The 24,111-nt window shown below is 70.0% G+C and carries 25 protein-coding genes; 20 read left to right on the forward strand and 5 right to left on the reverse strand.

Annotated elements, in window-relative coordinates:
• Positions 1-15: 15 nt before the first annotated feature.
• On the reverse strand, positions 16-855 hold the full coding sequence (locus VES41_RS10065) for a fumarylacetoacetate hydrolase family protein (RefSeq protein WP_324816273.1): 840 nt from the start codon (positions 853-855) through the stop codon (positions 16-18).
• 128 nt (positions 856-983) lie between these two features.
• On the opposite strand from VES41_RS10065, the gene VES41_RS10070 reads away from it, so the two are divergent.
• Both VES41_RS10070 and VES41_RS10075 read left to right on the forward strand, forming a co-directional pair.
• A complete protein-coding gene (locus VES41_RS10070; protein WP_324816275.1) occupies positions 984-1,910 on the forward strand; it encodes a LysR substrate-binding domain-containing protein in 927 nt (308 codons plus the stop codon).
• A 70-nt stretch (positions 1,911-1,980) separates the two neighbouring features.
• Entirely contained in the window at positions 1,981-2,952 is a 972-nt protein-coding gene (locus tag VES41_RS10075; RefSeq protein ID WP_324816278.1) for a tripartite tricarboxylate transporter substrate binding protein, read from the forward strand.
• Between the two features lie 73 nt (positions 2,953-3,025).
• Here the strand turns inward: VES41_RS10075 and VES41_RS10080 are convergent, their stop codons facing one another.
• Positions 3,026-4,051: a CysB family HTH-type transcriptional regulator gene (locus VES41_RS10080; RefSeq protein WP_324816280.1), complete on the reverse strand. Its 1,026-nt coding sequence runs from the start codon at positions 4,049-4,051 to the stop codon at positions 3,026-3,028.
• Between the two features lie 276 nt (positions 4,052-4,327).
• Between VES41_RS10080 and VES41_RS10085 the strand changes: the two genes are divergently transcribed.
• Entirely contained in the window at positions 4,328-5,374 is a 1,047-nt protein-coding gene (locus VES41_RS10085) for a sulfate ABC transporter substrate-binding protein (protein ID WP_324816281.1), read from the forward strand.
• 28 nt (positions 5,375-5,402) lie between these two features.
• On the opposite strand, the gene VES41_RS10090 is transcribed toward VES41_RS10085, so the two are convergent.
• The 3 genes from VES41_RS10090 to VES41_RS10100 form a co-directional block, all read right to left on the reverse strand.
• Entirely contained in the window at positions 5,403-7,187 is a 1,785-nt protein-coding gene (locus VES41_RS10090) for a chloride channel protein (RefSeq protein WP_324816282.1), read from the reverse strand.
• Positions 7,184-7,603, reverse strand: coding sequence for a MarR family winged helix-turn-helix transcriptional regulator (locus VES41_RS10095; protein WP_324816283.1), 420 nt, complete (start codon positions 7,601-7,603; stop codon positions 7,184-7,186). Before VES41_RS10095 ends, VES41_RS10090 begins: the two co-directional genes overlap by 4 nt.
• Positions 7,604-7,672: 69 nt before the next feature.
• On the reverse strand, positions 7,673-8,422 hold the full coding sequence (locus tag VES41_RS10100) for a transporter substrate-binding domain-containing protein (RefSeq protein ID WP_324816284.1): 750 nt from the start codon (positions 8,420-8,422) through the stop codon (positions 7,673-7,675).
• A gap of 200 nt (positions 8,423-8,622) precedes the next feature.
• On the opposite strand from VES41_RS10100, the gene VES41_RS10105 reads away from it, so the two are divergent.
• From VES41_RS10105 to VES41_RS10185, 17 genes are all read left to right on the forward strand, one after another.
• On the forward strand, positions 8,623-9,615 hold the full coding sequence (locus tag VES41_RS10105) for a tripartite tricarboxylate transporter substrate binding protein (RefSeq protein ID WP_324816285.1): 993 nt from the start codon (positions 8,623-8,625) through the stop codon (positions 9,613-9,615).
• Between the two features lie 19 nt (positions 9,616-9,634).
• Positions 9,635-10,450: an SDR family oxidoreductase gene (locus VES41_RS10110; protein ID WP_324816286.1), complete on the forward strand. Its 816-nt coding sequence runs from the start codon at positions 9,635-9,637 to the stop codon at positions 10,448-10,450.
• Between the two features lie 35 nt (positions 10,451-10,485).
• Positions 10,486-11,034: a cupin domain-containing protein gene (locus VES41_RS10115; RefSeq protein ID WP_324816288.1), complete on the forward strand. Its 549-nt coding sequence runs from the start codon at positions 10,486-10,488 to the stop codon at positions 11,032-11,034.
• Between the two features lie 32 nt (positions 11,035-11,066).
• Positions 11,067-11,942, forward strand: a complete 876-nt coding sequence (locus tag VES41_RS10120) for an alpha/beta hydrolase (protein WP_324816289.1) — start codon at positions 11,067-11,069, stop codon at positions 11,940-11,942.
• 27 nt (positions 11,943-11,969) lie between these two features.
• A complete protein-coding gene (locus tag VES41_RS10125) occupies positions 11,970-12,806 on the forward strand; it encodes an IclR family transcriptional regulator (protein WP_324816291.1) in 837 nt (278 codons plus the stop codon).
• 22 nt (positions 12,807-12,828) lie between these two features.
• Positions 12,829-13,665, forward strand: coding sequence for an SDR family oxidoreductase (locus tag VES41_RS10130; protein ID WP_324816293.1), 837 nt, complete (start codon positions 12,829-12,831; stop codon positions 13,663-13,665).
• A gap of 37 nt (positions 13,666-13,702) precedes the next feature.
• The gene (locus VES41_RS10135; protein WP_324816294.1) at positions 13,703-15,406 is read left to right on the forward strand and encodes a thiamine pyrophosphate-binding protein; all 1,704 of its coding nucleotides are present in this window, start codon (positions 13,703-13,705) and stop codon (positions 15,404-15,406) included.
• A gap of 8 nt (positions 15,407-15,414) precedes the next feature.
• Positions 15,415-16,215, forward strand: a complete 801-nt coding sequence (locus tag VES41_RS10140; RefSeq protein WP_324816295.1) for an aspartate dehydrogenase — start codon at positions 15,415-15,417, stop codon at positions 16,213-16,215.
• A 14-nt stretch (positions 16,216-16,229) separates the two neighbouring features.
• On the forward strand, positions 16,230-17,711 hold the full coding sequence (locus tag VES41_RS10145; RefSeq protein WP_324816297.1) for an aldehyde dehydrogenase: 1,482 nt from the start codon (positions 16,230-16,232) through the stop codon (positions 17,709-17,711).
• A 1-nt stretch (position 17,712) separates the two neighbouring features.
• The gene (locus VES41_RS10150; RefSeq protein ID WP_324816299.1) at positions 17,713-18,684 is read left to right on the forward strand and encodes a VOC family protein; all 972 of its coding nucleotides are present in this window, start codon (positions 17,713-17,715) and stop codon (positions 18,682-18,684) included.
• 134 nt (positions 18,685-18,818) lie between these two features.
• A complete protein-coding gene (locus VES41_RS10155; RefSeq protein ID WP_324816300.1) occupies positions 18,819-19,751 on the forward strand; it encodes a tripartite tricarboxylate transporter substrate binding protein in 933 nt (310 codons plus the stop codon).
• Positions 19,752-19,768: 17 nt separating this feature from the next.
• Positions 19,769-20,929, forward strand: coding sequence for an FAD-dependent monooxygenase (locus VES41_RS10160; protein ID WP_324816302.1), 1,161 nt, complete (start codon positions 19,769-19,771; stop codon positions 20,927-20,929).
• Positions 20,929-21,255, forward strand: coding sequence for a hypothetical protein (locus tag VES41_RS10165; protein ID WP_324816303.1), 327 nt, complete (start codon positions 20,929-20,931; stop codon positions 21,253-21,255). Before VES41_RS10160 ends, VES41_RS10165 begins: the two co-directional genes overlap by 1 nt.
• Before the next feature lie 41 nt (positions 21,256-21,296).
• Positions 21,297-21,515 (forward strand): recombinase-like helix-turn-helix domain-containing protein, encoded by a 219-nt coding sequence (locus VES41_RS10170; protein ID WP_324816304.1) that lies wholly within the window; start codon positions 21,297-21,299, stop codon positions 21,513-21,515.
• A 28-nt stretch (positions 21,516-21,543) separates the two neighbouring features.
• Positions 21,544-22,575: an aromatic ring-hydroxylating dioxygenase subunit alpha gene (locus VES41_RS10175; RefSeq protein ID WP_324816305.1), complete on the forward strand. Its 1,032-nt coding sequence runs from the start codon at positions 21,544-21,546 to the stop codon at positions 22,573-22,575.
• Entirely contained in the window at positions 22,575-23,045 is a 471-nt protein-coding gene (locus VES41_RS10180) for a RidA family protein (protein ID WP_324816306.1), read from the forward strand. Before VES41_RS10175 ends, VES41_RS10180 begins: the two co-directional genes overlap by 1 nt.
• 4 nt (positions 23,046-23,049) lie before the next feature.
• Entirely contained in the window at positions 23,050-24,024 is a 975-nt protein-coding gene (locus VES41_RS10185; RefSeq protein WP_324816307.1) for a PDR/VanB family oxidoreductase, read from the forward strand.
• Positions 24,025-24,111: the final 87 nt, after the last annotated feature.

Below are 24,111 nucleotides of genomic sequence, written 5' to 3' on the forward strand. Positions count from 1 at the left end.
CGCATGCCATCTCCCTCACGCTTCGGCTGCAACCGGGTTGCGCAGGACGCCGATGCGCTCGATCTCCACTTCGACGACGTCGCCGGCCTTCATCCACAGCGGCGGGGTGCGCTTGGCGCCTACGCCGCCCGGCGTCCCGGTAGCGATCACGTCACCGGGCTCCAGCGGCATGAACGTCGACACGTACGCGATGATCCGGGGAATGTCGAAGATCAGGAGGTCGGTGCTGCTGCGCTGCACCTCTTCGCCGTTGAGGCGGGTCACCAGTGACAGTGCCCGGGCGGGGTCGATCTCGTCGGCCGTCACCATGCAAGGGCCGAAGGCACCCGTGGCAGGAAAGTTCTTTCCGGGCGCCCATTGCGACGTGTGCGTCTGCCAGTCGCGAACCGAGCCGTCGTTGTAGCAGCTGTAGCCGGCGATGTGGTCCCACGCCGCGGCCTGCGCGATGCGTCGTCCAGGCTTGCCGATCACCACCGCCAGTTCGCCTTCGTAGTCGAAGCGCGCCGACTCCCGCGGCACCAGCATGGGTTTGCCATGAGCCAGCTGGGAGGAGGCCACGCGCAGGAAGATGACTGGCTGCGCGCCTTGTTCCTTTCCGGTCTCCTCGAGGTGGGTGCGGTAGTTGAGCCCCACGCAGATGATCTTCGAAGGGTTGGGGATGACCGGCAGCAGTTCCACCGCTGACAGCGGGTGCCGCGTGCCTGCCGTGGCGGGCGCCGGTGGCATGCCGGCGGCAATGTAGGCCCGGAGATCGTCGAAGCGGCCTTCGAACGCCGCATGAAGGTCGACGACGTGATCGCCCTGGACGGCGCCGAAGGCCGCCCGGCCATCGACCAGGAATGAAGCAAGTTGCATGGCGAATTCCCGCGACGCGGGATGTGGAAGTGATGCCGGCAGCTTAGGAGTCCGGTTTGCGCCATGCCAGATGGCGTATGGTCAATGCTGATTGCCAACGGTTATCGCTTTGGTGCACGCTCGCGGCCATGAAGCTGCACCAACTTCGCGATTTCGTCACCACCGCCCGCAGCGGGAGCCTGCGCGCCGCCGCGCGCCAGTTGGGGCTGACGCAGCCGTCGCTGACCAAGAGCATCCAGCAACTGGAAAAGGAACTGGGCTGCGCACTGTTCGAAAGAAGCGCCCGGGGTGCCGTGCTCAGTTCCGCCGGGCGGACCTTCCTTCCGCGCGCCGAGGCCGCCATCAATGAACTCCAGCGCGGTGCCAGCGAACTCAAGCAGGGCGGAGGCAGCGTCAACGTCGCACTGTCCGCGGCCATCACCCTCATCGGACTGCCCGACTCCGTCAGCGCATTCCAGAAGAAGTTTCCCGACGTCGCGCTGCGCGTGATCTCGGGAAGCTATTCGGTGATGTTCCCCGAGTTGAGGTCCGGCGCGGTCGACTTCGCGATCGGCCCGCGTCCGACCCATCCGCTGGGCGACGAATACGTCATCGAGGACCTGTTCCGCAACTCCCGCTCCGTCATCTGCCGCAAGGGACACCCGCTGCAGCGTTGCCGTTCACTGGCCGAGCTGACGCAGGCGCAGTGGATCGTCTCGGGCGTCACCGGCGTGGCCGCGGACGAACATGATCGCATGTTCATCGAGCTGGGCCTGCCGGTGCCCCGTGCCGCCATTCAGTGCGAGTACGGCACGGCGCTCCTGACGCTGCTGGCGTCCACGGACATGCTGGCGATCATGCCGAGGCAATGGGCCGAGTCGCCGGTCATGTCGACGCTGCTGTCCCAGATCCGGATACAGGAGCAGTTGCCGGGACCGGACATCGTCCTGATCCGTCGCGCCGGCCTGCCGCTGACCCCGGCCGCGGACTGGATGCTGACCCTGCTGCGCCGCCACGTCGAATACGACCGCAGGCGCCGCGAGCCCGGCGCCGCCGCGAGTTCGGCCAAGCGATAACTGTGGGCTATCAAGTCGAGCGTTGCGCCATCTCTTCAGCGAGCACCTGCCTGCCTAGACTGGCCCGCCTATGAAACGCTTCATCAATCGACGTCTCTTCATCGCGGCCCTCGCGCTGTCCATCGGCCCCCTGGCACATGCCGCCGACTGGCCGCACAAGCCGATTCGCCTGATCGTTCCGTCGTCGGCCGGCAGCCCGCCCGACGTCATTGCACGCGTGCTGGCCGACAGCCTCGGGCGGCGCTGGAGCGCGCAGATCGTGGTGGAGAACAAGCCGGGCGCCAGCGGCATCATCGGCATGAACGCCATCAAGGCCGCGCCAGCGGACGACCATGTCTTCATCCTGGCGCAGGCAGCGACCGTGACGGTGACGCCGCACGTCAACGCGAGCGCGCACTACGACGTCGACAAGGACCTCGTGCCGGCCGCGCTGGTCGGCGCGGGGCCTCTGATGGTCGTGGCCGCGCCAGGCAGCGCCAGCGCCTCTCTCGGCGAATTCCTGCAACAGGCGGCGGCCACGGGCAAGACCGTCAATGTGGCGGTGACGGGCAATTATTCGCTTCCGCACCTTACGGCCGAACTCATCAAGCGCAGGGCGAAGGCAAAGCTCAACATCGTCCCGTTCTCGAGCAGCGGCAGCGCGCTCACGGCCGTCGTCAACGGCGACGCGGACCTGTTGATCGACGGGATTCCCGGGGTGGAATCGATGCTCAAGTCGGACCGCATCAAGCCACTCGCCGTCACGTCCCTCCAGCGTCTCGTCACCTATCCGGACGTCGCGCCGCTGTCCGACGCTTTTCCCGGCGTCGAAGTCGAAGGCTGGTTCGTGCTCTTCGGCAAGCGGCCGACGTCGCCGGCAGTGGTCGCGAAGGTCAACCACGACGTCAACGACGCAGTCCAGGAAAAGCGCCTGACCGACAAGCTCCTGGAGCTGGGCGTGGTCACGCGCCCGTTGTCGCAGGACCAGGTCCAGGACTTCGTGGATGGCGAGCGCAAACGCTGGGCAGCATCGATAGCTGAACTGGGAATCAAGGCTCAGTAGGCGGGCAGCGCAGAGTCGAACGACGGAGGACATCGACGCCCGAGCTGCAACAGGGCAGGCTGCGACTGCGGCATCAAGCCGCCTGCACAAGCGCCAGCGCCTCGTCGAGGCGCTCGCCCCGCGCCTCCGGCGCATCGCCGTCGCGCCGGTCGGCAGGCGGCTTCACTTGCGCGCCGGCGGCATCCTCCGCCAGCGCCGCGTCCACCACCTCGCGCGTGAGCGTCGGCGCGAACGACTCGATGAATGCATACACGTAGCGCCGCAGATAGTTGCCGCGCAGGATGGCCAGGCGTGTGTGGTTGATGCCGAACAGCGCACCGGCATCGATCGAGCGCAGGTCCGTGTCGCGCTCGGCCTCGAACGCCATGCCGGCGACGATGCCAACGCCCATGCCGAGCGCCACGTACGTCTTGATCACGTCGGCATCCATTGCGGCCAGCGCGATCTCGGGCGTGATGCCGGCCTGCGCGAAGGCGGTGTCGATGCGCGTGCGGCCGGTCAGTCCGGCGTCGTAGGTGATGAGCGGGTAGCGCGCCAGCAGTTCCAGCGTGAGCGGTTCGTCGAACACCGGGTGGCCGGCCGGTGCGATGACCGCGTGCGTCCAGCGGTAGCTGGGCAGCGCGACGAATTGCGGATACTCGGCCAGCGCCTCGGTGGCGATGGCGACGTCGACCTCGCCGTCGATGAGCATTTGCGCCACCTGGCGCGGCGATCCCTGGTGCAGGCGCAGGCGCACGTCGGGGAACTGCGCACGAAAGTCCTGCACGGCCTCGGGCAGCGCGTAGCGCGCCTGGGTGTGCGTGGCGGCAATGGCGAGCTCGCCCTGCGTCTGCAGCGCGAAGTCCTCGCCCGCCTTGCGCAGGTTGCCCGACTCGAGCAGCACGCGCTCGATGATGGGCAGCACGTGCGCGCCCGGCGCCGTCAGTCCGGTAAGGCGCTTGCCGGCGCGCACGAAAAGCTCGATGCCCAGTTCCTGCTCGAGCTCGCGGATCTGCCGGCTCACGCCTGGCTGCGACGTGTGCAGCGCCTCGGCCGCGTCGGTGAGGTTGAAGTGGCAGCGCACCGCCTCGCGGACCGAGCGCAATTGCTGGAAGTTCATGGCGAAGTGGCGCGGCCCGCAACGGTGCCGCGACGGGCTGGAAAGGTGGTGTAGCGGCGGATTCTGTGTCCCGTGGGCAGCGCTGCCAACGACAGAGTTCTCGGTTGCTTATGGGTTGTTTGCTTATGAGAAGAGGGTGGAAGGGCGCCAGGCCCCTTATCCGGTTTGCGCATATCGAAGCCGGAACTCCGTCGTTCCAGCCTGCGCCGCGGCTCCCCAGAATCCGGCGGATCGCTTCTTCTCTACCCAACACACGCAAGGACCCGAGGGACTTCCATGAACGGACGCCGCAACTTCTTCAAGCAAACCGCAGGGCTGGCCGCCGTGGCCGGCGCCGCGCTGGCCGCGCCGGCGGCTGTCTTCGCGCAGCAGGCAGCGCCGGCGCCGGTGACGCTGCTCAACGTGTCCTACGACCCGACCCGCGAGCTCTACGCCGACTTCAACAAGGCGTTTGCCGCCCACTGGAAGGACAAGACCGGACAAGCGGTGACGATCAAGCAGTCGCACGGCGGCTCGGGCAAGCAGGCGCGCTCGATCATCGACGGGCTGGAGGCCGACGTCGCCACGCTGGCGCTGGCCGGCGACACCGACGCGCTGGTCGAGCACGGCCAATGGGTCAGGCCCGACTGGCAGAAGCGCCTGCCGCTCAATTCGTCTCCCTACACGTCGACCATCGTGTTCCTGGTCAAGAAGGGCAACCCCAAGGGCGTGAAAGACTGGGACGACCTGGTCAAGCCGGGGCTGCAGGTCATCACGCCCAACCCCAAGACTTCGGGCGGGGCGCGCTGGAACTACCTGGCGGCGTGGGAGTTCGCCAGGCGCAAGTACGGCGGCGACGCGCAGGCCAGGGACTACGTGACGAAGTTGCTGCGCAACGTGCCGGTGCTCGACACCGGCGCGCGCGGCAGCACCAATACTTTCGTGCAGCGCGGCGTGGGCGACGTGCTGCTGGCCTGGGAGAACGAGGCCTTCCTCGCGATCCAGGAATTCGGCCCGGAGAAGTTCGACATCGTCGTGCCGTCGCTGTCGATCCTGGCCGAGCCGGCGGTGACGGTGGTCGACAAGGTGGTGGACAAGCGCGGCACGCGCGCCGTATCCGAGGCGTACCTCGAGTACCTGTACAGCGACGAGGGCCAGGACATCGCCGGCAAGCACTTCTACCGGCCGACGTCGGAGAAGGCCAAGGCCAAGTACGCCGCGCGGTTCCCCAAGCTGGCGCTGTTCACCATCGACGAGGCCTTCGGCGGCTGGACGCAGGCGACCAAGGCGCACTTCGCCGACGGCGGCAGCTTCGACCAGGTCTACACGCAGAACCAGAAGTAGCCGCGCGCCGTCGGCGCTGGCTTGCCGCTCAGTGGCCGATCGCTTCCTTGCGCGGCCGCGGCCCGGGCGACCGGCGCAGGCCGCGGCTGCGCTCGCGCACTTCTTCCTCGTGGTGGTGCGACAGCGTCGGCTCGACCAGGTCGCTGCGCGACAGCAGGCCGACCAGCCGCAGCGACGCGGCGTCGTCCACCACCGCCAGGCGCTCCACGCCCAGCCGCGCCATGCGGGTGGCGGCGGTGCGGCAGTGTTCGCCGCCGAGCGTGAAGGCCGGCGGGGCGGCACCGGCGAACGCCTCGGCGCAGGTCTCGTGCGCCGGCCGCGCCAGCAGCATGGCCCGGTCGGCCATGCCCAGCAGGCGGCCGTCGTCGTCCACCACCGGGCAGGCGCGGTGGCGCTGCGCGGCGCCGAAGGGGCCCGCCAGCGCCTGTGCCACGGTCATCGACGCCGGCAGCGTCTGCACCTCGCGCGTCATCCATTCCTCGACGAAGTGGCGCTCGAGCGGGTCGACGCTGATCTCGCGCCAGACATGGCGCCCGCGCCGCGCGATCTTCTCGGTGAGGATGGAGCGACGCATCAGCAGTACCGTGCAGCCGTAGGACACCGCGGTGGTGGCCAGCAGCGGCAGCAGCACCGACGGATCGCCTGTCACGCCGAAGGCAAACACCGCCGCCATCAGCGGCGCATGCATCACGCCGCCGAGCACGCCGGCCATGCACAGCAGGGGCAGCAGCGCGCCGTCGTGTCCCGGCAGCACCGCCGCGAGCAGGGCGCCGAGCCCGGCCCCGATGGTCATGACCGGCGCCAGCACGCCGCCGGAGGTGAGCGAGCCCAGGGCGATGATCCAGATCACCGTCTTGACCAGGACGATCGCAAGCACCGTCGCGCTGCCGATCTGCAGGTGCAGCAGGTCGCTGATGACGTCGTAGCCCACGCCGAAGGTGCGCGGCTCCAGGAAGCCGCCGATGCCCACCGCGATGCCGCCAAGTGCAGGCCACCACATCCAGTGCACCGGCAGCCGGTTGAACAGGTCCTCGACGGCATAGAGCGTGCGCGACAGCCCGGTGGCCAGCAGGCCCGACAGCAGCCCCGCGAGCAGGCAGACCGGCAGCGCCCAGCCGTCGGTCGGGCCGACGTGCAGCGCGAACAGCGGCCCGGGCTCGAGCACCCAGGGCCGAACGAAGCCGGCCACCGCGCAGGCCAGTGCCACCGGCAGCAGGCTGCGCGGGCGCAGCTCGAACAGCAGCACCTCGATGGCCAGCAGCACGGCCGCCAGCGGCGTGCCGAACACGGCCGTCATGCCGGCCGCGGCACCGGCCACCAGCAGCGCCTTTCGCTCGGCGGCGCTGAGGTGGAAGTGCTGCGCCAGCAGAGAACCGATGGCACCGCCGGTCATGATGATCGGCCCTTCGGCGCCGAACGGCCCCCCGCTGCCGATGGCAATGCCGGACGACACCGGCTTGAGGACCGCCACTTTGGGCGACATCAGGCTTTTGTTGAACAGGATCGCCTCGATCGCCTCCGGGATGCCGTGGCCGCGGATCTTGTCGGTACCGAAGCGCGCGATCAGCCCCACGATCAGCCCGCCCAGCACGGGCAGCGCGATCACTGCGGCGCCCAGCGCGTGGCCGGCCGGCGAGCGGCTTTCCAGCGACAGGGTCTGGAAGAAGAAGAGGTTGGTGAACAGGCGGATCATGGCCAGCAGCACCCAGGCGCCGCCGGTGGCCAGCAGGCCGATCAGGCAGGCCAGCAAGGCCATCGGCAGCAGCCGGCGGTTGAGGTCGAAGTCGCCGCGTTCGGCGTGTGCGTGGGTCATGGGGAAGGAAGATCGATCTGTGGCACTTCGAATACGCCGCGCAGAGACTCGAGCTCGGCGCGGTGCAGGTTGGCCAGGCGCTGCAGCAACTGCCCGCCCTGCGCGGTCAGGTGGACCTGCACCTTGCGCCGGTCCGCCGCGTCGGCGTGGCGCACCACCAGGCCCAGCCCTTCGCAGCGGGAGACCAGCGTCACCGCCCCGTGATGCGTCATCTGCAGGCGCTCGGCCAGTTCGCCGACGCTGGCCCAGTCGCGCCCGGGCGTGCCCTTGACCTGCAGCATGAGCAGGTACTGCTGCGGCGTGATGCCCTCGCCCTGGGCGGCGAGTTCGGAGAACCGCTCGAAGCGGCGCATCTGGTAGCGGAACTCGGCCAAGACCTCGAAATGGTGCTTGGCCAGGGGCGGGGAGGCGGGCATGCGGCGGGCAGGGGAAAGCCGCCAATTATATCTCGACGTGATATTTATGGTCGAGACCGCGGATGGCCGTCAGGCCGCTGGCGGCGCCACGCTGGCCCCTTGCACCTGGTGGCGCGCGAGCGCGTCGGCGACGCTGCCGCTGTCCTTCATCGACTCCACGAACGATCTCAGCGCCTGCGCCGCTTGCGGCCCGCGCGAGGCGGGAAGGCCCATCGCCTGCTGGATCACCATGAAGCGTCCTGGCAGCATGCGCAGGCCGGCAGCCGATGCCTCGGCCTCGGCCTCCAGCACCTGGCGGATGCCGGCGGCAACCTCGGCCTGGCCGGCGCGCAAGGCCTGCATGACGCCGCTGGCGCCAGCCACGCGGACGATGCTCGCGGCCTTCAGTTCGCGCGTGAGGAACAGGTCGTAGGCGCTGCCCTGGCCGACCGCGACGCGCACGCCATCCCGGTCCACGTCCTGGTTGGCCTGGAAGGCCGAGCCCGCGGGCACCAGGTAGCTGCCCTCGATCAGCACATAGGGTGCGCTGAACGACAGCCCCTCGCTGCGCGCGGGGTCGATGGCGAAGAAGCCGACGTCCGCCACTTCGCTTCGCACCGCCTCGACCGAGGCGGCCGCCTTCTCGAACACCTTCAGTTCCACCTCCACGCCCAGCGCCGCGGCCAGCGCCCGGGCCAGGTCCACCGACACGCCGAAGGGCGCCGAGTCGGCGGCGCGCCGCCCCGCGAGGATCGGATTGCCCAGGTTGATGGAGGCGCGCAGCACCCCGGTGGGGGCAAACGCGGCACGCAATTCGGGGGTCTGGAAAACAGGGCTCATGGCGGACTCCGGACTGGTATGGCGCAAGGCAGCAGAGCGTAGCGGACCGGGCGCGTTTCAGGGTTTTCACCTAGTTTTAACAATCCGATCGGCGCTATCCTTCGCGTGTTCCACAAATAAAACGTGGATTCACAGGTGAAACAAACCCGGTTCGGGTCCGATACACCAGGCGGATCCGGGCCCAGCGCAAGGCTCACACGATGAAGATCACCCGTCGCCGCACGCTTGCCGTCGGCCTTTCGTTGGCTGCCGCCGCAACGGCCGGCCTGTCCGCGCCGGCATTCGGCCAGGGTGCCTACCCGGCCAGGCCGGTCACCATCGTGGTGGCCTATCCGGCCGGTGGCGACACCGATGCGCTGGCGCGCATGTTTGCCGAGAAGCTGCAGGAGCGCCTGGGCCAGCCGGTGCTGGTGGACAACCGGCCCGGCGCGAGCGGTGTGATCGGCAGCGCCTACGTGTCGAAGGCGGCGCCGGACGGCTACACGCTGCTGCTGGCACCCAATACCTTCGCCATCGCGCAGTTCGTGCTCAAGACCAGCGGCTCCAGCAGCTACGACGTGCTGGGCGGCTTCGCGCCCATCATCGAGGCGGACACGCTGCCGATGTTCCTGGTGGCCTCCAGCGCCAGCCCCTACAAGAGCGTCAAGGAGGTCGTCGAAGCCTCAAAGAAGACCGAGCTCGCCTATGCCACGCCGGGCAGCGGGTCGCCCATGCACATCCTGGGCGAGATGGCCAACAAGGCCACCGGCGCCCGGCTGATGCACGTGCCGTACCGCGGCGTGGCGCCGGCCATCAACGACGTGCTGGGTGGCCAGGTGCCGCTGACCTACATCACGCTCGGCCCGGTGGCGCCGCACCTGCCCGGGGGCAAGCTGCGCCTGCTGGCGGTCGCCTCCAAGGCCCGCTCGCCGCTGGCGCCGGACGTGCCGACCTTCGCCGAACTGGGCTACCAGGGCCTGGACGTGCAGGGCTTCCACGGCCTGTTCGCGCCCAAGGGCACACCGGCCGAGGTCGTGAACCTGCTCAACCGCCACATGAACGAGATCGTGCAGTTGCCCGACATCAAGCCGCGCATGAACACCTGGGGCGCGATCCCGACCGGCGGCACGCCCGCGCAACTGCAGGCCACCGTGGCCGACACCTACAACCGCTTCGGCCAACTGATCAAGGAATTCGGCATCACCGCCGAATGACCGCCCGGAAACCGCAACCATGACCGACGCCACCTACCTGCCCGACAACGAGAGCCTGCGCGCGCTGCTGGCCGAACTGCCGGCCAACCTGCTGGCCGGCCGGCGCGTGCTGGTGACCGGCGCCGCGCGCGGCCTGGGGCTGGCGTTCGCGCGCACCATCGCGCAGGCCGGCGGCCGCGTCGTGCTGGCCGACATCCTGTCGGAGCTGGCGCTGAAGGAGGCGCAGGGGTTGCGTGAAGCTGGCTTCGACGCGCAGGCGCTGGCGTTGGACCTGTCCGACCCGGCCTCCATCGACGCCTGCGCCGCCGAGGCGGCCCGCCTGCTCGGTGGCCTGGACGGCCTGGTCAACAACGCGGCCATCACCAATTCCGGCGGGCGCGATGCGCATGCGCTGGACATCGACACCTGGGACCGCGTCATGCAGGTCAACGTGCGCGGCACCTGGCTCATGAGCCGCGCCTGCCACGGCGCGCTCAAGGCATCCGGCCGCGGCGCGGTGGTCAACCTGGCCTCCGACACCGCGCTGTGGGGCGCCCCCAAGCTGCTGGCATATGCATCGAGCAAGGGCGCGGTCATCTCGCTGACCCGCTCGCTTTCGCGCGAATGGGGCGGCGAGCACATCACCGTCAACGCGGTCGCGCCGGGACTGACGCTGGTCGAGGCCACCGAATACGTGCCCGCCGCGCGCCACCAGTACTACCTCGAAGGCCGGGCCATCCCGCGCGAGCAGCAGGCGGCCGACGTCTGCGGCGCCGTGCTGTTCGCCCTGTCGGGCCTGTCGCGCTTCGTCACCGGACAGCTGCTTGCCGTCAACGGCGGCTTCGTCATGCATTGAACCCTCGTCACCCCGCATCCTCAGGAGAAACTGGAATGAGCGACCTTTCCGATCAGAAGAACATCACCCCGGCCGCGGCGAGCTACGACCGCCCCGAGGGCGCGAGCCTGGAGCAGTGGATGAACACGCGCATCGCGCGCTATTCCACCCGCAAGTACGACTGGGACGCGTTGAAGTTCCAGGCCGACTTCGACCCCAAGTACCGCCGTGCGCAGATGCGCTACGTCGGCACCGGCGGCACCGGCGTGGCCAGCGATGCGAACACCGTTCCCTCGGAGCACTTCACCTTCTCGACCATGGTGATTCCGGCCGGCCATGAAGGCCCGCCGCACCTGCACACCGACGTGGAAGAAGTGTTCTTCCTCATCCGCGGCAAGCTCAAGGTGGTCCTGGTCACGCCCGAAGGCGAGCGCTTCGAGACCGTGATGACCGACCGCGACCTGATCTCGGTGCCGCCCGGCGTCTACCGCGAGGAAATCAACATCGGCGACGAGGACGCGCTGATGTGCGTGATGCTGGGCGCCAAGAAGCCGATCACGCCGACCTATCCGGCCGATCACCCGCTCGCAAAGATCAAGCGGTAGGACCACGCAGTTTCCTGCTCCCGAGACCTGCCATGAACCTTGCGCCTGCCATGGATGTGCCTGCCGCCGAGCTCGATCGGCTGCAATCGCGCTTTGCCGCGCGCCGCGTGCTGCTCGATGACGGCGCGGTGGTGTCGGTGCGCGAGTGCGGCACGGCCGGCGGGCAGGGCGGCGAGGTGTTCGTCTGCCTGCACGGCATCGGCTCGGGTGCGGCCTCGTGGCTGGAGACGGCGCTGCTGCTGGCGCAGGCGGGCGACCGCGTGATCGCCTGGGACATGCCGGGCTATGGCGCATCGACGCCGGTGGCCGCCGCGCGGCCCGTGGCCGCCGACTATGCGCTGCGCCTGCATGGGCTGCTGGAGGCGCTGGACATCGGGCGCTGCGTGCTGGTGGGCCATTCCCTGGGCGCCATCACCGCGGCCCATGCGGCTCGCGCGGGCGCGCCCGCCGCCGGCCGCATCGCGCGGCTGGTGCTGCTCAGCCCGGCCATCGGCTACGGCGCGGCGGGCAAGGAAGAGCAGGCCGAGCGGGTGCGCACCCAGCGCCTGGACACATTGGCGCGCGACGGCGTCGCCGGCATGGCGGCCAAGGCCGACCAGCGCCTGCTGTCGGCACACGCCGGCGAACTGGCCCGCCAATGGGTGCGCTGGAACATGGGCCGGCTCGATCCGGCCGGCTATTCGCAGGCCGTGCAACTGCTGGCCGGTGCGGTCGTGCTGGCCGATCTGCCGCCGGCCATGCCGGTGCAGGTGGCCTGCGGCGCGCTCGACGTCGTCACGACGCCGGACGCGTGCGCCCAGGTCGCACACGCCTGCGGCGTGCCCCTGCAACTTCTGCCCGAGGCCGGCCACGCCTGCTACGTGGAGCAGCCGCAGGCCACCGCGCGGCTGCTGCGCGCGGCGACCTGAAGACAAGACAAGAACAGAGGACGAGACATGAGCGACATCGACATCACGGCCGAAGGCAGCGAGCGCTACACCGTGCCCGCGCTGGAGCGCGGCCTGCGCCTGCTGTGCGAGTTCAGCCGCGACGACCGGCAGCTGTCGGCGCCCGAGCTGGCGCGCCGGCTCGACCTGCCGCGCTCGACGGTGTTCCGGCTGCTCGCCACGCTCGAGAACATGGGCTTCCTGGAGCGCACCGACGGCGGCCGCGACTTCCGCCTCGGCCTGTCGGTGCTGCGCCTGGGTTTCGAGTACCTCGCGTCGCTCGAGCTCACGCAGATCGGCACGCCGCTGCTGCAGCGCCTCTCGGAAGAGCTGCACACCTCCTGCAACCTGGTCGTGCGCGACGGCCGCTCCATCGTCTACGTGGCCAAGGTCGCGCAGCCTTCGCCCTTCGTCAGCTCGGTCAACGTCGGCACCCGCCTGCCGGCCCACGCGACGGTGCTCGGCCGCATCCTGCTGGAAGACCTCACGCTGCCGCAGCTGCGCGCGCTCTATCCGGAAGACAAGCTCGAGACCTTCTCGCCGAGCACGCCGAAGAACGTGCACGAGCTGTTCGACATGGTGCAGTCCGACCGCCAGCGCGGGTACGTGCTGGGCGAAGGCTTCTTCGAGGCCAACATCTCCAGCATTGCCGCGCCGGTGCGCGACCACAGCGGCCACATCGTCGCCGCGCTCGGCGCGACCATTCCCTCGGGCCACATCGAAGGCCAGATCGATCACATGGTGGCCCGCGTGCGCGAGACCGCCGACCAGCTCTCGGGCCTGTTGAACTACGCGCCGGCCGCCAACGGCAAGGTCGTCGCGCTGCGCGGCGGCCAGCGCGCCTGACATCTTCGCGAACATCAAAGACATGACTCTCGACGCTTCCCGCAACCTCCTGGCCGCCGATGCGCTGGCCGGCCGCGTGGCCGTGGTCACCGGCGGCTCGTCCGGCATCGGCCTGGCCACGGTGGACCTGCTGCTGTCCTGCGGCGCCGCGGTGGCGCTGTGCGGGCGCGACGCGCAGCGCCTGGAGCGCGCCGTCACCGGCCTGCGCGAGCGGCATCCGCAGGCCCGCCTGTTCGCCCGCACCTGCGACGTGCTCGACGCCCAGGCCGTGCGCAGCTTCGCCGCCCAGAGCGAGGCCGCGCTGGGCCCGGCGTCGATGCTGGTGAACAACGCCGGCCAGGGGCGCGTGTCGACCTTCGCCAACACCGAGGACCAGGCCTGGACCGAGGAGCTGCAGCTCAAGTTCTTCTCGGTGATCCATCCGACCCGCGCCTTCCTGCCGCAGCTGGCCGCGCAGCGCGCGCAATGCGGCGACGCCTCCATCGTGTGCGCCAACTCGCTACTGGCGCGCCAGCCCGAGCCGCACATGGTCGCCACCTCCGCCGCACGCGCCGGGCTGCTCAACCTGGTGCGCTCCATGGCCACCGAGTTCGCGCCGCAGGGCGTGCGCGTCAACGGCATCCTGATCGGGCTGATCGAGTCCGGCCAGTGGCGCCGCCGCTTCGAGGCGCGCGGGGACAAGTCGCTCGACTGGCCGACCTGGACCCGCCAGCTCGCCGCCGCCAAGCACATCCCGCTGGGCCGCCTCGGCCTGCCCGAGGAAGCGGCGCGCGCCATCGTCTTCCTGGCGTCGCCGCTGTCGTCGTACACGACCGGCGCGCACCTGGACATCTCCGGCGGCCACAGCCGCCACGCCTGACCGGCATCCCCACGCAATGAATCCCGCGGAGCATTCCATGAGCAACCAAGTCACCGCCGGCGCCGTCGTCGCCGCCTTCCTCGAACAATGCGGCGTCAAGGCCGCCTTCGGGGTCATCTCGATCCACAACATGCCGATCCTGGACGCCATGGCGCAGCGCGGCGCGATCCGCTTCGTGCCGGCGCGCGGCGAGGCCGGGGCCGGCAACATGGCCGACGCCTATGCCCGCTCCACCGCCAGCCTGGGCGTGTGCCTGACCAGCACCGGACCGGCGGCGGGCAATATCGCCGGCAGCCTGGTCGAGGCGCTGACCGCTGGCGCGCCGCTGCTGCACATCACCGGCCAGATCGAGACGCCCTACCTCGACAAGGGCATGTCGTACATCCACGAGGCGCCGGACCAGCTCACCATGCTCAAGGCGGTGTCGAAGGCGGCGCTGCGCGTGCGCAGCACCGACAACCTGCTGGGCACGCTCAAGCGCGCCGTGCAGCTGGCGCTGTCGGCGCCGTCGGGGCCGGTCAGCGTGGAGATCCCGATCGACATCCAGTCGTCGCTGATGGACATGCCGGCCGACTTGTCGCCGCTGCCGGTCGAGGTGCCGGTGCCGTCGGCCGCCGCGCTGGACCGCCTGGCCGAAAGCCTGCGTCGCGCCAGGCGGCCGATGCTGTGGGTCGGCGGCGGCGCGCGCCATGCCGGCGCGGCCATCGCACGCCTGCAGAAGCTGGGCTTGGGCATCGTCACGACGACACAGGGCCGCGGCACCGTGCGCGAGGACGACGCCGGCTCGCTCGGCGCCTACAACATCCAGCCCGCGGTCGAGGCCTTCTACCAGACCTGCGACGCGATGCTGGTGGTGGGCTCGCGCCTGCGCGGCAACGAGACGCTCAAGTACGAGCTGAAGCTGCCGCGCCCGCTTTACCGCATCGACGCCGACGGCGCGGCCGAGGGCCGCGGCTATGCCACCGACAGCTTCCTGTGCGGCGACTCGGCGCTGGCCCTCGAAGGCCTGGCCGACCGCCTGGAGGCCGCGGGCTACCGCGCGGACCCGGCGCTGCTGGCCGACCTGCGCGCGGCGCATGACAAGTCGGTCGCCGCGCTGCGCGACGGCCTCGGCCCGTATGCCGAGCTGGTGCGCCAGCTGCAGGGCGTGGCAGGGAGCAACTTCAACTGGGTGCGCGACGTGACCGTGTCCAACAGCACGTGGGGCAACCGCGAGCTGCGCATCTTCGCGCCGAGCGCCGGCGTGCACGCCACCGGCGGCGGCATCGGCCAGGGCATGCCCATGGCCATCGGCGCGGCCGTCGGCGCGGCGGTGACCGCCTCGGGCCGCAAGACCTTCTGCCTGGCCGGCGACGGCGGCTTCATCCTCAACCTGGGCGAGCTCGCGACGATGGTGCAGGAGCAGGCCGACATGGTCGTCGTGCTCATGAACGACAAGGGCTACGGCGTCATCAAGAACATCCAGGACGTGCAGTACGGCGGCCGCCGCGCCTACGTGGACCTGCACACGCCCGACTACGCGCAGCTGTGCCAGTCGCTGGCGCTGCCGCATGCCCGCGTGAGCAGCCTGCAGGACCTCGAAGGCGGCCTGGCGCAGGCGCTGGCCAAGCCGGGTCCGTTCCTGCTGGAGATCGACATGCTGTCCATCGGCGGTTTCAAGACCACCTTTGCAGGCCCGCCGACGAACAAGATCACCAAGATCCCGGCGCTGGGCGAAGCGGCCGCGGTGGCTGCCAAGTGAGCATGGGCATGCAACGCATCGCGCTCGTCGGCTGCGGGGCCATCGGCACGGCGCTGCTGGAGCTGCTGCGCGGCGACGGCGCGCTGGCGGTCGCCGCCATCGTGGTGCCGGAAGAGGGCATGCCCGCCGCGCGCGACGTGGCCGCGCGCCTGGCGCCCGGCGCCGCAGTGGTCGGCAGCGTGCCGCTGGCCGGCATCGACCTGGTGGTCGAAGCCGCGGGCCATGCCGCCATCGAGCAGCACGTGCTGGCCGCGCTGCGGCGCGGCACGCCTTGCGTGGTGGCCTCGGTGGGGGCGTTGTCCGCCGCCGGGCTGCCCGAGGCGCTGGAGCGCGCTGCCGGCCTGGGCAGGACGCAGGTCCAGCTCATTGCCGGCGCCATCGGCGGCATCGATGCGCTGGCCGCCGCCCGCGCAGGCGGCCTGGAGACCGTGCGCTACACCGGCCGCAAGCCGCCGCGCGCCTGGAAGGGCACGCCGGCCGAGCAGGGGCGCGACCTGGACGCGCTGACGACCGAGACCGTGATCTTCGAGGGCAGCGCGCGCGAGGCCGCGTCGCTCTACCCGAAGAACGCCAACGTGGCGGCCACCGTGTCGCTCGCCGGGCTCGGCCTGGACCGCACGCAGGTGCGCCTGGTGGCCGACCCGGCCGTGCAGGACAACGTGCACCTGGTCGAGGCGGAAGGCGCGTTCGGCAGCTTCGAGCTGACCATGCGCAACAAGCCGCTGCCCGCCAACCCCAAGACGTCCGCGCTGACCGTCTACAGCGCCTTGCGTGCGGTACGCAACCGTGTCGCCGCGCTGGCGATCTGAAAGAACGACACGCCATGATTTCCAACGAACTCCTTCCCATCTGCATTGCAGGCGAATGGCGCCTGGGCGGCGGCGACGTCTACGAAAGCCTGTATCCGGCCACCGGCGAGCCGGTCGCGCGCCTGAAGGCGGCCAGCCTGGCGGACGTCGACGAGGCGATCGAAGGTGCTCAGCGCGCCTTCGTCGAGAGCGGCTGGGCCCGCAAGCTGCCGCACGAGCGTGCCGGCGTGCTGTACCGCGTGGCGCAACTGATCCGCGAGAACGCCGAAGACCTCGCCCAGAAGCAGCGCCTGGACAACGGCAAGCCCATCAGCGAGACGCGCGCGCTGGTGGCCAGTGCGGCCGGCACCTTCCAGTTCTTCGCCGCCGCCTGCGAGACGCTGGAGGAAACGCTCACGCCTTCGCGCGGGCCGTTCGTCACGATGAGCGTGCACGAGCCCATGGGCGTGGTGGCGGCGATCACGCCCTGGAATTCGCCCATCGCCAGCGAGGCGCAGAAGCTCGCGCCCGCGCTGGCCGCGGGCAACGCGGTGGTGGTCAAGCCGGCCGAGGTCACGCCGCTCATGGCGCTTGAGCTGGCGCGCATCTGCGAGCAGGCCGGCGTGCCCAAGGGCATCGTCAGCGTGCTGCCCGGCAAGGGCTCGGTGATCGGCGACGCGATCACCAAGCACCCGCTGGTCAAGCGCGTGTCCTTCACCGGCGGCACCACCACCGGCAAGCACATCGCCCACATCGCGGCCGACAAGATGATGCCGGTCTCGCTGGAGCTGGGTGGCAAGTCGGCCACGATGGTGCTGGAAGATGCCGACATCGACCACGCCGTGGCCGGTGTGCTCTACGGCATCTTCAGCTCGTCCGGGGAGTCGTGCATTGCCGGCTCGCGCCTGTTCGTGGCGCGCGCCATCTACGACGAGTTCGTCACCCGCCTGGCCGAAGGCGCCAACGCGCTGCGCGTGGGCGACCCGGCCAGCGAGCGCACCCAGATGGGCCCGCTCATCACCGCCCGGCACCGCGAGAGCGTGGAGCGCTACGTGGCGCTGGGCGTGTCCGAGGGCGCGCACATCCGCACCGGCGGCGTGCGCCCGCACGGCGAGGGCCGCGACGGCGGCTACTACTACACGCCGACCATCCTCGAAGGCCTGACCAACGCCAGCCGCACCGCGCAGGAGGAGATCTTCGGCCCGGTGCTGGTGGCCATGCCCTTCGACGACGAGGCTTCCCTGATCGCGCAGGCCAACGACAGCGTCTACGCGCTGGCGGCGGGCGTGTGGAGCCGCGACTTCAAGCGCGCCTGGCGCGTCGGCCGTGCCGTGCAGGCCGGCACCGTCTGGGTGAACACCTACAAGCAGTTCTCCGTCTCCACGCCGTTCGGCGGCTGGCGCGACTCGGGCCTGGGCCGCGAGAAGGGACGCGAGGGCATCTTCCAGTACATGGAGCAAAAGAGCATGTACTGGGGCACCAACGACGAGCCCATCGCATGGGCCGGAAAGGTATGACATGAGCGTGCTCGGAATCGACCAGATCACCTACACGACCGACGACCTGGCCACCAGCGGCCGCTTCTTCGCCGACTGGGGCCTGCACCTGCTGGGCGAGGATGCCCAGGGCCTGCGCTTCGAATGCCTCAACGGCTGCCGCGTGGACGTGGCGGCCATGGACCGGCCCGGCCTGCCGGCCGCCATCGAGGACGGCCCGACGCTGCGCGAAGTGGTGTGGGGCGTCGAGAGCGAGGCCGACCTGGAGCGCTATGCCAGGGCCATCGCCAACGACCCCGGCTTCTTCGACGGCGAAGTGGAGGGCGCGCGCCGCATCGGCTGCACCGATCCGAACGGACTGGCGGTGCGCCTGCAGGTCACGCGCAAGCGCGACGTGAACGTGGCCAGCGCGGTGATGAACACCTGGAGTTCGCGCGAGCGCGTCAACCAGCCGGCGCCGGTGTACGACCGCGCCACGCCGATCGAGGTGGGCCACGTGGTGTTCTTCGTGGCCGACGTGAAGGCGGTGGAGGCGTTCTACGAATCGCGCTTCGGTTTCGTCTCGTCGGACCGCTACCCGGGCCGCGGCGCCTTCATGCGCTGCGCGCCGAGCGGCGGCCACCACGACCTGTTCCTGCTGCAGCTGCCATCGGGCAAGCGCGGCATCAACCACGTGGCCTTCACCGTGCGCGACATCCACGAGGTGTTCGGCGGCGGGCTGCATTTCTCGCGCTGCGGCTGGGAAACCCAGCTTGGCCCGGGCCGGCATCCGGTGTCGTCCGCCTACTTCTGGTACTTCAAGAACCCGGCCGGCGGACTGATCGAGTACTACGCCGACGAGGACCAGCTCACTGCCGACTGGCAGCCGCGCGATTTCGAACCCGGCCCGACCGTGTTCGCCGAATGGGCCGTTGACGGCGGCCTGGACGGCAACACCCGTCGCCAGAAGAACGCCGAAGGGCCCAAGGGCGCCTTCCTAACGGAGAAGAAATGAACACCCCCAGTCTTCGCGCACTTCGTGTCGCTTCGCCAACCCCCTTCCAGGGGGCACACCCGACGGCCCGGCAAAGCCGGTTCCGTGGGTGTTCCCGAACATGCCTCGCTGCGCTTGCCGCGGTGGCGTTCTGCGTGCCTGCGTTTGCGCAGAGCGATGCGCAGAAGCAGCTTGCTTCGGACCGCTTCACCATCGTCTCTCCGTTCCCGCCGGGTGGCCCGGTGGACACGCTGGCGCGCATCATGTCCGAAGGGCTGTCCAAGCGCTACGGCCAGGCGGCGGTGGTCGAGAACGCGGCCGGCGCGGCCGGCAACATCGGCATGGACAAGGTCAAGCGCGCCAAGCCGGACGGCCACACGCTACTGGTGATCCCGGCCGGCAACCTGACCATCAACCCGACGCTGATGCCGAACTTCCCGTTCGACATCCAGAAGGACTTCGTGCCGGTCACGCTGCTGGCCAAGGCGCCCAACGTGCTGGTGGCCTCGCCTTCGTCCGGCATCAAGAGCGCCGGCCAGCTGGTGGACCTGGCCAAGGCCAAGCCGAACACGCTGTCGTACGCCTCGCCGGGCGTGGGCAGCGGCCTGCACCTGGCCGGCGAGCTGTTCAAGCAGCAGGCCGGCGTGGACATCCTGCACGTGCCTTACAAGGGCACGGCGCCGGCGCTCAACGACGTGCTCGGCGGCGTGGTGCCGCTGATGTTCAGCAACCTGCCGGCCACGCTGCCCTTCATCCAGAACGGCAAGCTGGTGGCGCTGGGCATCACCGAGGCGCAGCGCACGCCGGTGGCGCCGAACATCCCCACGCTGGAAGAGCAGGGCATCCACGGCATCAACGTCACGTCGTGGTACGGCCTGCTGGCGCCGGCCGGCACGCCGCCGGCGGTGGCCGAGCAGCTGGCCAAGGACGCGGCCGACTTCCTGGCCCAGCCCGAGGTGGGCGAGCGGCTCAAGGCCCAGGGCATGAGCGCGCAGACCATGAAGCCGGCCGAGTTCGACGCGGCCATCCGCGCCGAGACCCAGCAGTGGGCCGGGATCATCAAGTCCCGCAAGATCAAAGCCCAGTGAGGCCAGGAGCCAGACGCATGTCCACCAAAGACCTTCCCATCGGCATCGTCGGCGCCGGCATCGGCGGCCTGGCGGCCGCCATCGCGCTGCGCCGCGGCGGCCACGACGTGGTGGTGTTCGAGCAGGCGAAGCAGTTCGCCCGCGTCGGCGCCGACATCAACCTCACGCCCAACGCCGTGCGGGCCCTCGACGGCCTGGGCGCCGGCGAGGCCGCCCGCGTGACCGCCGCCCGCCCGTCGCACCGCATCAGCCGCAGCTACGACAGCGGCGAGGAGACCTCGCGCCTGGAGATGGCCGATGCCGCCGAGCAACGCTACGGCGCGCCGCAGCTGACCATCCACCGCGCCGACCTGCTGGCCGCGCTGACGGCCATGGTGCCGGCCGAATGCGTGCAGCTGGGCAAGCGCGCGGCGTCGATCGCGCAGGACGACGAAGCCGTGACGGTGCGCTTCGAGGACGGCAGCGAGGCCCGCGTGTCGGCGCTGTTGGGCGCCGACGGCATCCATTCCGCCGTGCGCACGGCGATGTTCGGCGCCGAAAGCCCGCGCTTCACGGGCATCGTCGCCTACCGGGCGGTGGTGCCGGCCGAGCGCGTCGCCGGCGTGCCGAACCTGGGCGCGTTCACCAAGTGGTGGGGGCCGAATCCGCAGAGCCAGATCGTCACCTTCCCGCTCAACCGCGGCAAGGACGTCTTCATCTTCGCCACCACCGCGCAGGACACCTGGCACCTGGAGTCGTGGACGGCGCCGGGCAGCGTGGAAGAACTGCGTGCGCAGTACGCCGACTACCACGGCGAGGCGCGCGCCCTGCTGGACGCCTGCGACACGGTGCTGAAGACGGCGCTGTACGAGCGCGACCCGATGCCCGCCTGGACCCTGGGCCGCATGGCGCTGCTGGGCGATGCGGCGCACCCGATGCTGCCCTTCATGGCGCAGGGCGCCGGCATGGCGATCGAGGACGCGGTGGTGCTCGCGCGCCATCTCGAAGGCGTGCCGGCGCAGGAGCTGCCCGAGGCGCTGCGCCGCTACGAGCAGGCCCGCCTGGACCGTACCAGCCGCGTGCAGCTGGGCTCGCGCGGCAACAACTGGCTGCGCGACGGCGGCAACGCCGACTGGGTCTACGGCTACGACGCCTGGGCGGTGCCGCTGGCACCGGCCGAGGCCGCGGCGGGCGCGTGATGAGCGCGCCGGCGCAGACCCTGCTGCTGACGGTGGTGCTCAAGCACCACCCCGGCCTGACGCTGGACGACGTGCAGGCGCGCATGAAGGCCAGCGACTGGTGGGAGAGCTTCCCGCCCGAGGGCTGCCGCATCGTGTCCTGGACCGTGGCCATGGGCCTGGGCCAGATCCTCACGCTCGAGCTGCCGCCCGAGAAGCTGCCCCAGGTCAACGTCGAACTGGAGCGGCGCGCCTGGGGCGTGTTCAGCACCGAGTGCTATCCCACCTACGACTTCGTCCCGGCGCGCGAGCGCATCCGGGAACGCGTGCGCAACGGCGGCCAGTGAGGCCGCCGGATCTTCCTGTCCCGTCTTCGAAGGAGCGACACATGACCGATCGTTATCTCGACCCCCACCAGGCGCGCCAGCGCCCCCCCACCACCTACGAGGACCTGCTGGGCGATGCCATCGAGCGCGCCTTCGCCGCCGGCGTTCACGACCTGCCGGCCCTGGTGCAAAGCCTCAACGACAGCGGCCTGTCGAGCCCCGACGGCTCGCCGTGGACCGAGGCCAGCTATCGCGATGCCATGGCGGCACTGGCCGCCTGACGTTCTCGCCCGCAAGAAGGAGCCCCACATGATTCCCATCGTTCAAGACCCGGTCGATCAATTGCTGGAGATCGGCCTGAAGGATCTCTGGTACCCGATCTGCCCGAGCAGCTTCATCAAGGAGCGGCCCGTGTCGCTGCGCCGGCTGGGGCGCAAGCTGGCCTTCTGGCGCGATCAGGCCGGCACGCTCCACGCCCTGGAAGACCGTTGCCCGCACCGCGGCGCTCCGCTGTCGCAGGGCGTGATCCTCGGCGACCGCCTGTCCTGCCCGTACCACGGCGTCGAAGTGCGCTGCGACGGCGTGGTCACCCGTGTGCCCGGCAGTCCGGGCTGCAAGCTCGAGGGCGCGCACGCGACCTTCAATTTCCACGTGACCGAGCGCGCCGGCGCGGTGTGGCTCTACAACAGCCGCGAGCCGGTCGAGACGCCGCCGCCGCTGGTGCTGCCCGAGCAGCTGACCGATGACGAGACGTACTCGCACTTCCTTTGCTACACCGAATGGAAGGGCGACTACCGCTACGTGCTGGACAACGTGATGGATCCGATGCACGGCACCTACCTGCACAAGCAGTCGCACTCCATGGCCGAGGGCGATGCCACCGCCAAGTTCGGCGTGCGCCCGACCGACACCGGCTTCGTGTTCGAGAAAGAGGGCCAGCGCAACGTCAACTTCGACTGGACCGAGTGGGCCGACACGGGCGTGCACTGGATGCGCCTGGAGATTCCGTATCCGAAGACCGGCGGGCCCGGCGGCAACTTCGGCATCGTCGGCAGCTACACGCCGATCTCGACCACGCTCAGCGCGGTGTTCCACTGGCGCGTGCGCAAGCTGCCCAAGGGCTGGCAGCGCGACACGTGGCGCTTTCTCTACAAGAACCGCCTGGAGGCGCGCCACTGGCACGTGCTCGAACAGGACCGCGTGCTGATCGAGGACATGGAGCCCGACGCGAACCAGCACGAGAACCTGTACCAGCACGACCTGGGCATCGTCCGCCTGCGCCGCCACCTCAAGGGCCTGGCGCAGCAGCAGCTGGCGGCGCTCGAGAAGAAGGCTGCCTGATGGCCCCGGCCACCGCCGTGCCCGTCGAGCGCATCGCCTGCCAGGCGGTGCCCGACCTGCCGCACGCCTCCTGGTCGAACGCGCTGCGCGTCGGTCCCGAGCTGATCGTCTCGGGCCAGACGGCGCACCCGGCCACGCGCGAGGCCGCGCAGGCCGGCGCGCCGCTGGGCGCCCATGCGCAGACCCTGCTGGTGCTGCGCAGGATCCAGGCGCTGGCCGAGGCTGCCGGCGGCGGTGTGCACAACATCCTGAAGCTGGTCGTGTACGTGACCGACATCGCCGACAAGGACGAGGTCGGCCGCGCGCGACGCGAGTTCTTCCAGGGCCAACCCTATCCAGCGTCCACGCTGGTGGCGGTGAGCGCGCTGGTCTTCCCCGAACTGCGGGTGGAGATCGACGCCACCGTGCGCCTGGACGCCGACCTGCGCAGCGCCACGGTGCGCGCGGGCGCAGACTTTCCCGCGAGGTAACGCCATGTCTTCCCCCACGCTGAATGCCCTGGTGCACACGATGCGCTACGAGGCTGACGGCATCGTCAGCGTCGAGTTCCGCCCGGCGTCGCCCGAGGTCGAGTTCCCGGCGTTCGAGGCCGGTTCGCACATCGACCTGCACCTGCCCAATGGCCTGGTGCGCAGCTACTCGCTGTGCAATCCCAGCACCGACCGCCAGCGCTACGTGGTCGGCGTGCTCAACGACCGCAAGAGCCGCGGCGGCTCGCGCTACGTTCACCAGCAGCTGCGCGTGGGCATGACGCTGCCGATCTCGGCGCCGCGCAACAACTTCGCGCTGCACGAGGATGCGCCGCGCTCGGTGCTGGTCTCGGGCGGCATCGGGGTCACGCCGATCTGGTGCATGCTCCAGCGCCTGGCGGCGCTCGGCCGTCCGGTGGAGCTGGTCTACTGCGCGCGCAACCGCAAGGAGTCGGCCTTTCGCGAGGCGATCGAGCAGCTGGCGGCGGACAAAGGCATCGCGCTGACCTGGCATTTCGACGACGAGCGAGGCGCGCCGCCCGACCTGAAGGCCATGCTGGCGGGCAAGGGCGCCGACAGCCACTATTACTGCTGCGGCCCCACGCCCATGCTCGACAGCTTCGAGAAGGCCTGCGAGCAGCTGGGCTACCCGCATGCGCACATCGAGCGGTTCGCCGCCGTGCATGTCGAGGCGGCTCCCGCCACCGAGACTTTCATGGTCGAGTGCGCCAGGAGCGGCAAGAACGTGGAAGTGCCGCCGGGCAAGTCCATTCTCGACAGCCTGCTCGACGCCGGCCTGAACCCAGACCACAGCTGCAAGGAAGGCGTGTGCGGTGCCTGCGAGACGCAGGTGCTGGAGTTCGACGGCGAGCTCGAGCACCGCGACGGCATCCTGACCAAGCTCGAACGCGAGTCGGGCAAGACCATGATGATCTGCGTGTCCCTGTGCAAGGGCAAGAAGGTGGTGCTCGACGTCTAGCGTCCCGTTGGCCGCGCATCCACCGCGCTGCGCGGCGTGGTTTCGTCCTTTCCTGCGTTTTCCGTTTCCGTTCCTACCACTCCCATG

This window comes from Variovorax sp. (assembly GCF_035634955.1).
Classification (GTDB): Bacteria; Pseudomonadota; Gammaproteobacteria; order Burkholderiales; family Burkholderiaceae_C; genus Variovorax.